The sequence below is a fragment of the Herbaspirillum sp. UBA812 genome (assembly GCF_002296545.1).
Taxonomy (GTDB): Bacteria; Pseudomonadota; Gammaproteobacteria; order Burkholderiales; family Burkholderiaceae_D; genus Herbaspirillum; species Herbaspirillum huttiense.
Map to the genome: position 1 here is coordinate 15,552 of NZ_DBIC01000264.1, position 7,764 is coordinate 23,315.

The window sequence follows — 7,764 nt, forward strand, 5'->3', positions numbered from 1 at the left end:
TAGAAGGTGGGTACGCCCGCCGCGCGCGAATTGACCGTTTCGCTCAGGAAATCCTCGGTCGAAGCATTCTGGCTGTGATGAAAGAAGTAGTCGCGGTCGGTGAGGTCCAGCGGTGGCGGCGGAAATACGCGGGACAGGCTGATGATGCGGCCCTGCGCATTGCTGATGCCGATGCCCGAGATGAAGGGCAGGCCGCGGATCTTTTCGCGCATGGTCCTGGAGTACTCGGGCGTGCTGACGTGTTGGCGCAGCTGGGCGTCATCGCTGACGTTGGCGGCTTCGATGTCGGACTGGATGCTATCCAGTACCAGCCGGGCCGAGGAGATGGTCTGGGCGGTGCTTTCGGCCAGCACCGTGGACAGCGTGGCCAGGTCGTTGCGCCAGTCGTTGAGGCTGGCGCGGTACAGCAGGCTGCCGGAAATGATAACGGTCGCCGCCAGCAGCCCCAACAGCAGGGCACCGAGCGTGACGGCGGATTTGCGGATGCGCGGCGGTGCGGGCGGCGAGCCGGGAGCGGGCGTGGATGGCGTCATGGGCAGGGCGGGCAGGGAAGATGCGCCCGTGCAGGTCAGGACTGGGGGAGGGAGCGCGCGCAGCGCCCGATTTCATCCAGCACCAGCGCAAAGCTGGCCTGCAATTGCGCCAGTTCTTCCGGACGCGGCGTCTGGCCGTTGCGGGCGGCCTGTTCGGTCTGCTGCAGCAGCATCGTCAGTACCTGGGCCTGAAACATGGCACTCATGCCTTTGAGGCTATGGCTTTCGTGCCGGCTGCGCTCGGCATTGCCCTCCCGGGCGGCCTGCTCCAGCCGGGCAAAAATGGCCGGCGCGCTGTCGGCGAAGGTGCGCGCCAGTGAGGCGACGGTGCCGGTGTCCCCGCCCACCGCTTCCAGCAGTTGGCTCGGGTCGATGTGGTGATAATCGGTCAGTGACTGGCCCAGTTGCACGGTAATCCCCTCTGTTCTCATGGCTTGGCGGCCGATTTACTTCGGCTCTTGCAGCGGCAATGTGAAGCTGAACGTCGATCCTTGATGTTGTTTGGACTGTAACATGAGTTGGCCCCCCATGAGCGTCACCAGCCGTTGCGCGATGGTCAGCCCGAGGCCCGCGCCGTCCTTGGCGCGGCGCTCACTGTCATCGGCCTGGGTGAACTTCTCGAAGATGGTATCGAGTTGCCCGGCGGGAATGCCGATGCCGGTGTCTTTGATACGGATGTCCAGCTGGTCGCTGCTGCGATCCACTTCGACCAGCACGCGCCCGGTGTCGGTATAGCGCACGGCATTGCCGATCAGGTTTTCCAGCACGCGCAGGACCTTGCGCTGGTCGCATACGATGATCTGCGGGACGTCATCGCTGATACGGCATTCCAGCTGCAGGCCTTTGGTCTGGGCCGCCTGATAATGGCGGGCGATGGCCTGGCTGACCAGTTCGCGGATGTTCTCCGGTTCCTGATGCACGGCCACGCGGCGGTCTTCCAGGGCGGTCACTTCGAGGATGGACTCGACCAGTTCCAGCAGGCGGTTGCCGCTGTCATGGATGGCGGTGGCGTATTGCGCCAGGGGCGATTCGCCCAGCTCCTCGCGCAGCGCATCCGAATAGCCCAGCACACCATTGAGCGGGGTGCGGAATTCGTGCGACATGTTGGACAGGAAGCGCGACTTGGCCTGGCTGGCCTGCATGGCTTCCTGGCGGCTCCGCACCAGCGAGCCGGCCATCCAGATCAGGACGGCATTGAAGATCAGCACGGCCAGGGTGATCAGGATCGCCAGCGTCAAGGTCCGGTTGCGTTCACGGTAATAGGGGGCCAGGCGCTCTTCGATATCGATGCCCACCGAGGCGTAGAGCGGATAGTCGCGCAGCTTGTGGAAGGCGTAGATGCGCTCGCGCCCGTCGACCCGGCTGAACGCGTCGATCACACCGCTTCCTTGCGCCAGCATGGCCGCATAGACTTTGCCGCCGTTGACCTGCTCGCCCATGGCGTCCATGTCGCCGGTGCGGCGCACGCGCGCGGTGCCATCGGCCCCGACCAGCGTGATCACGCCATGATGACCGACATCAATCTGGTGGTACAGGCTGGTGAAGTACTGGGGATCGATGGACACCACGATCACGCCGCCAAAGCCGCCGTCAGGACGGTTGATGCGGCGGGTCAGCTGCAGCGACCATTTCTTGGAGACGCGCCCGAGCACCGGCTTGCTGATGAACAGCTTGTCCTCGCCACCCTGCATGTGCACCTGTACGTGCTCGCGGTCGGCCAGGTTCAGCGGCGTGAAGGGCTTGCTGGAGAGCACCACGTCACCCTTGGCATCGACGATGGTGAAGAGGTTGTAGACATTGCGCGCCACCAGGCCGTTGGAGATCTCGGTAGCCAGGTCCAGCGACTGGCCGCGCTCTGCATAGCGATAGCGCAGGTAGAGGGCGGCCTGGTCGGCGGCCTCGATGGTGCGGTAGGCGTGTTCGAGGAACAGCCGCGACAGCGACTGGGCATCGCGGCGGGCATCCTGCAGATGGTTCTCGCGGCTGGCGTTGAGTTCCTTGAACGCCCCCAGCCAGAGACCGCAGATCAGCAACAGCGAAAACAGGCCCAGGGCCAGGCGCAGGTCGATGCGCGCGAACCGGAGGGGGAGAGGGGGGTGTTTCCGGTCATCCATGGCACTGCGGGCCTTTCCTGGTTGATCCCTTAGCGGGTCTCGCGCTCCCTGCGGGCACAGCAGGCCCGCATGTAACCGCGCAATTCATCAAAATTGACCGGTTTGGGGAAGAACACCACCCCGGCCGGAATACCGCCGCGCATGGCCATCTCTTCCGCATCCAGGCTGCTGACGATGGCGATGCTCACATCCTGCAGCTCCGGATCGTGGAGGATGGTCTTGACCACTTCGTAGCCATCCATGCCTTCCATCACGATATCGGCCAGCACCACGTCGGGTTTGCTGCGCGCGATCTCCAGCAGCGCCTTGTAACCGTTGTCGCAATACACCAGATCCAGCGGCAAGCCCCAGGACCCGAGGGCGCCGGCATACAGCTCGCGCTGCAGGCGGTTGTCCTCGATCACCAGCACGGCGGTGCGGCCGTTGCCGGGACGCGCTGCCGGACTGCCGCGTCCGTGCTCGGCTGTCTCGCCGGTCGACGACGAGCCCGGCGTGGACTTGTAGGCATGCACCGCCGCCAGCGGAATGCGGCGGTGCCCGCCCTTGGTCTTCCAGGCCTCAATGATGCCGGCCTCCACCAACTGCTGGACGGAGGACACCGAGATGCCCAGGATGTGCGCCGCTTCCTGCGTGGTGCACACCTCGGAGCTGGTTGTCTTTGCGGTTTTCATAAATTCATTATCGGTATTTTACACAAATAAATCAAATTCATTAGATAGAATTTGAATTCGGTATAATCGTTTTTCGACGAAAAGCAACAGTGCTGCCCATGGGCAAGCCTTTGACGGCCCATTATGCAGAGAATTTCGTGAGTTCGTCAGATTTTGTGTATTTTGCCTGCGTTTACCGCAGCCGGCAGCAATTATCGCGCGCTGGGAGCGCCTGCCGGTGCGGCTTCAGAGGGTATCGAGCTGGCTGCGCAGGTCGGCCGCGCGTTGTTGCAGGGCCTGAACATCGTCGGGCTGCATTTTTTTGATCTGCTGATAGGCCATGCCCATGCGCGGGTTGTTGCCGAAGGTGGATTGATGGCGCAGGAAGAAATCCCAGTACAGGGCATTGAAGGGGCAGGCGTCGGCGCTGGTTTTCTGCTTGGGATCGTAGGCGCAGCCCTGGCAATAATCGCTCATGCGGCCGATGTAGGCGGCGCTGCTGACATACGGCTTGGTGGCGATGATGCCGCCATCGGCCCACTGGCTCATGCCGAGGGTGTTGGGCAGTTCCACCCACTCGAAGGCATCGATGTAGATGCCCAAATACCAGTGGTGCAGTTCCTTGGGATCGAGCCCGGCCAGCAGGGCGAAATTGCCGATCACCATCAGGCGCTGGATGTGATGCGCATGAGCCGTCTCCAGCGACTGGCCGATGGCGTGGCGCAGGCAGTTCATGCGGGTCTGGCCGGTCCAGAACCAGGCCGGCAGCGGCAGGCGGTGCGCCAGTGCGTTGCGCTCGTCATAGCCGGGCATCTGCGACCAGTAGATGCCGCGTACATATTCACGCCAGCCGATGATCTGGCGAATGAAACCTTCCACCGCCGCCAGCGGCGCTTTGCCTTCCCGCCAGGCCTCCTCGGCGCGGCGCACCACTTCCAGCGGATGCAGCATCTTCACATTGAGCGCGAAGGACAGCAGCGAGTGGAACAGGCGCTGGGCCTTGCTGCTCATGGCGTCTTCATAGTCGCCGAAGTGCGGCAGCACGGTGGTGATGAAGTGATCCAGGTGCTGCAGGGCTTCGGTACGGTCCAGCGGCCAGCGCAGCTGCGTGGCCTGGGGCTCGCCGAAGCTGCGCACACCTTGTGCCTGCAGCATCTCCCACAGGACGCCATGGTCGTGCGGCTGGCGCCAATCCCGGGGCTCGGGCGGATTGCCGGGCCAGCGCTTGCGATTGTCATGGTCGAAATTCCATTGGCCGCCTTCGGGCTTGCCATCGGCATCGAGCAGCAGTTCGAAGCGGCGGCGCATCTGGCGGTAAAAATGCTCCATCAGCCACTGCTTGCGGCCTTCAAAGAGGCGTGGCAATTCATTGCGCGCAGTGAGGAAGTGTTCACTGTCGACCACGGCGGTCTGGCCCTGATGGGCCTGCGCCCAGGTGTCGCCCCATTGCTGCAGGGCCTGGTCGACCCGCCATTCATCCGGTGCCTGCCATTCAACGCGGCTGGCCTGGTAGTGCGCGGCCAGGGCGTCGAGATTGTCCACCAGCGACTGGCGGTTGCTGGGATCATCCAGCCGGATATAGCGCACCCGGTGTCCGGCCGCGCGCAACTGCTCGCCGAAGGCCCGCATGGCCGCGAAGATGGCCAGGATCTTTTGCGCGTGATGCAGCACGTAGTCGGTTTCGGAACGCACTTCCATGAGCACATAGACCACCTCGGAATCGGCGTGGTCGAACCAGGAATGCTGTGCATTCAACTGGTCGCCCAGGATCAGGCGCAGGGTGGAGGCGGGAGTGGCGTGCGTGTCGGTCTTTTTCTTCATGATCTGCGAACGGAAAATCGCTCAGGCAGCGTGCTGACGGCCGTAGCGCCCCAGCGCCACGAACGCCGCCAGTTTCAGCACGCAAGGCAGGGCCGCGTAGACCAGCGGCAGGCTGCTGCTGGGCCCTTGTCCGGGTTGGTAATCGAGGGCTGACAGCAGTGGTAGGGCGATGCCCGCCAGTGCCAGGGCCAGCTTGCCCAGCATGGTCAGGATGCCGAAGGCGGCGCCCACCGAAGCGCGCTGCGTGACCACGCGCGCCAGCAGGACGGGGGGCAGCAACAGGTCGGCACCCAGTGCAGCACCGGTGGCCAGACACACCACGAGGAAGGACCAGCGGTCGCCCGGCCCAAGCAGCACCGCACCGACGAAGCCGGCAATGGAGAGCAGCATGGCCTGACGCCAGCAGGCGATGGTGCCGAAGCGGCGTGCCAGCGCGCTCCACAGCGGCAGTCCCACTGCGGCGGCACCGAAGTAGGCTGCAAGAAAGCCGCCAGCCAGCGCACGTTCCTGCAATTGATCCTCGATGAAGAACAGCGCCAGCGTAGCCGGGATGGCGGCCGACAGGGCATTGAGCAGATAAGGCGGCAGCAGCGAACGAAACGCCCGGTTGGCCCACAGTCCGCGCAGCGACACGGCCCAGCGCTCGCCCTGTGCCATCATCGGCGGAGCCGGCTGGCGCAGCAGCAACAGCAGCGCCACGCCCAGGACCGCGCCGAAGAACAGGCAGTACCAGGTGATGCGCTGGTCGATCAGCGCCGGATCTGCAGCCAGGATGCCGACCGGCACCACACTGGCCAGGATCACGCCGGCCAGCCCCGCACCTTCACGCCAGGGGACGGCGCGCATGCCTTGTTCCGGCAGGCGCGAGCCCCACGACAGATAGGCGATGCTCAGCATGCTGTGCGCGCAATAGGCCAGCACCAGCATCGCCACCAGCCATACCATGGCCGCCTGCGGCGTGGAGGGTGGCTTCCAGAGACAGATGAAGGCAACTGCAAGCACCACGCCGGCAGCCGCCATCCAGCGCTTCTGGCGTTGCGCCGAGCGATCCAGCAAGTGACCAAACAGGGGATCCTGCAGCATGTCCAGCAGGCGCGCGGCGAACAGCACCCAGCCCAGCGGTGCCAGGGCCACGCCGACATGGCTGGCGTAGTAAGCCGGGATCTGCACGAACAGCGGCAGCGCGGCCATCGCCAGCGGCGCGCCCAGCAGGCCGTAGGCGGCGTTGCTCAGGCGCGCGGAGGGGGCCGCAGCGGGCTGCGAGACTGTGCTCAAGGCGTTTCCCCGAGCAGGCGGCGGCGCAGGCTTTCATCGCGGCTGGGCTGGCCCAGCCAGATGTTGAAGAAGGAGCGGGCCAGCTCGGGATCGGCGATCTCGGCCAGCATCTTGTCGCGGTCATACAGGCGCATGCCGCGCTGAGGCAGATAGACACCGACCAGTTCGTCGCCATCGGCGACATCGACGAAGGCGCGGTTCAGTTCGCTTTTCCAGCGCGCCAGTGTCGGGCCGGCGATGGGGGCCGGGCTCATGCGCTGGATCTCTTCAATGGAGGTGGAGGCCAGCTTGTCGCGGCTGATCTTGACCTTGTAGTCGAGTTGCAGGGCAAAGGGCTGGCTTTCATCCAGCGGCTTCTGCGCTGCCCACAGCGTGGCCTGATAGATGCGGAAACCCAGCCAGGTCATGGTGCCGCTGCCCACGGTCTGGATCTGCGCGGGCAAGGCTTCGCGCCAGGGTTGTGCAGCGTGTGCGGCGCGGCCGGGCCAGAGGGTCAACAGCGCCATCAGGAACAGCGCGCAGCAGGTGAGACGCAGGTGCTGCTGGCGCAGATCCTGTTGCAGATCGAGGGAGCGAACGGTGGCATTGGGCATCGGGGGTCTCCTCATGGGCAAGAAGCAGCATCACAGTCTTGTCAGCGAGCAATACAGTGCGCTGCATGCCGACAATACAGTCTGCGGTGTTCCTCAGTACACGCTGAGGGCCTTGGCAATACAGTCTGCCAAGCGCCCAGCAATACAGTGTCGAGGTGTCAGCAACACCTCGGGCACCAAGATTACTACCAGTTGAAGATAAAAGCTACTGATCGGTATTTAATATTTACCAATTGGTATGGTGCGGTGGAATGTACGATAAATGCTTGCGCAGCGCTGCTCATCGTGTCCACTTGCGCTCATAGTCCATTTCCTCGAAATGTTGCAGCAGGAAGTCGACGAAGACGCGCACCCGGGCCGGCAAATGCTTGCGGCCCTGGTAGGCGATGTTGATGGTCAGGCGCGGCAGGTCCCATTCGTCCAGCACTGGCACCAGGCGGCCGGCGACGACGTCGTCATAGATGATGTAGTTGGGCTGGATCAGGATGCCCAGGCCTTCCAGTGCTGCCGCGCGGATGATCTGGCCATCGTTGGACTGCATCAGGGCAGTGATGTCGAGCTGCCGTTCGCGGCCATCGCGATGGGTGAAGTGCAGCAGGTTGGGATGGTTGGAGTGGCTGTACACCAGCAGGTCGTGCGCGGCCAGGTCATCCAGCGCGCGCGGCACGCCGCGTGCGGCGAGGTAGCCGGGCGAAGCCGCCAGGATGCGGCGGGTGGCGGCCAGCCGGCGCACGGCGATGTTGGAATCCGGTTCGAACTCGCGGGTGCGGATGGCAAC

General features: G+C 64.2%; 8 protein-coding genes. All 8 read right to left on the reverse strand.

Going from position 1 to position 7,764, the window contains the following annotated elements; translation table 11 throughout:
* Positions 1-533: PDC sensor domain-containing protein (locus B3873_RS17820; RefSeq protein WP_422652295.1), on the reverse strand; the 533-nt coding region annotated here is incomplete at its 3' end.
* A 35-nt stretch (positions 534-568) separates the two neighbouring features.
* The gene (locus B3873_RS17825) at positions 569-964 is read right to left on the reverse strand and encodes an Hpt domain-containing protein (protein ID WP_051156453.1); all 396 of its coding nucleotides are present in this window, start codon (positions 962-964) and stop codon (positions 569-571) included.
* A 15-nt stretch (positions 965-979) separates the two neighbouring features.
* Positions 980-2,647 (reverse strand): sensor histidine kinase, encoded by a 1,668-nt coding sequence (locus tag B3873_RS17830; RefSeq protein WP_286867720.1) that lies wholly within the window; start codon positions 2,645-2,647, stop codon positions 980-982.
* A 29-nt stretch (positions 2,648-2,676) separates the two neighbouring features.
* On the reverse strand, positions 2,677-3,318 hold the full coding sequence (locus B3873_RS17835) for a response regulator (RefSeq protein WP_286867721.1): 642 nt from the start codon (positions 3,316-3,318) through the stop codon (positions 2,677-2,679).
* Positions 3,319-3,543: 225 nt separating this feature from the next.
* Positions 3,544-5,118 carry a cryptochrome/photolyase family protein gene (locus B3873_RS17840; RefSeq protein WP_286867722.1) on the reverse strand — a complete coding sequence of 525 codons (1,575 nt, stop codon included), beginning with the start codon at positions 5,116-5,118 and terminating at the stop codon, positions 3,544-3,546.
* Between the two features lie 21 nt (positions 5,119-5,139).
* Positions 5,140-6,393 carry an MFS transporter gene (locus B3873_RS17845; RefSeq protein WP_286867723.1) on the reverse strand — a complete coding sequence of 418 codons (1,254 nt, stop codon included), beginning with the start codon at positions 6,391-6,393 and terminating at the stop codon, positions 5,140-5,142.
* A complete protein-coding gene (locus B3873_RS17850; RefSeq protein WP_209534241.1) occupies positions 6,390-6,986 on the reverse strand; it encodes a chalcone isomerase family protein in 597 nt (198 codons plus the stop codon). Before B3873_RS17850 ends, B3873_RS17845 begins: the two co-directional genes overlap by 4 nt.
* Before the next feature lie 280 nt (positions 6,987-7,266).
* Positions 7,267-7,764 (reverse strand): substrate binding domain-containing protein (locus tag B3873_RS17855; protein WP_286867725.1); only part of this gene is annotated, 498 nt, incomplete at its 5' end.

Excerpts from the sequence above, each read along its gene's own strand:
- B3873_RS17850 (WP_209534241.1), bottom strand. The coding sequence starts at position 6,986 with ATGCCCAATGCCACCGTTCGCTCCCTCGATCTGCAACAGGATCTGCGC.
- B3873_RS17825 (WP_051156453.1), bottom strand. The coding sequence starts at position 964 with ATGAGAACAGAGGGGATTACCGTGCAACTGGGCCAGTCACTGACCGAT.
- B3873_RS17835 (WP_286867721.1), bottom strand. The coding sequence starts at position 3,318 with ATGAAAACCGCAAAGACAACCAGCTCCGAGGTGTGCACCACGCAGGAA.
- B3873_RS17830 (WP_286867720.1), bottom strand. The coding sequence starts at position 2,647 with ATGGATGACCGGAAACACCCCCCTCTCCCCCTCCGGTTCGCGCGCATC.
- B3873_RS17840 (WP_286867722.1), bottom strand. The coding sequence starts at position 5,118 with ATGAAGAAAAAGACCGACACGCACGCCACTCCCGCCTCCACCCTGCGC.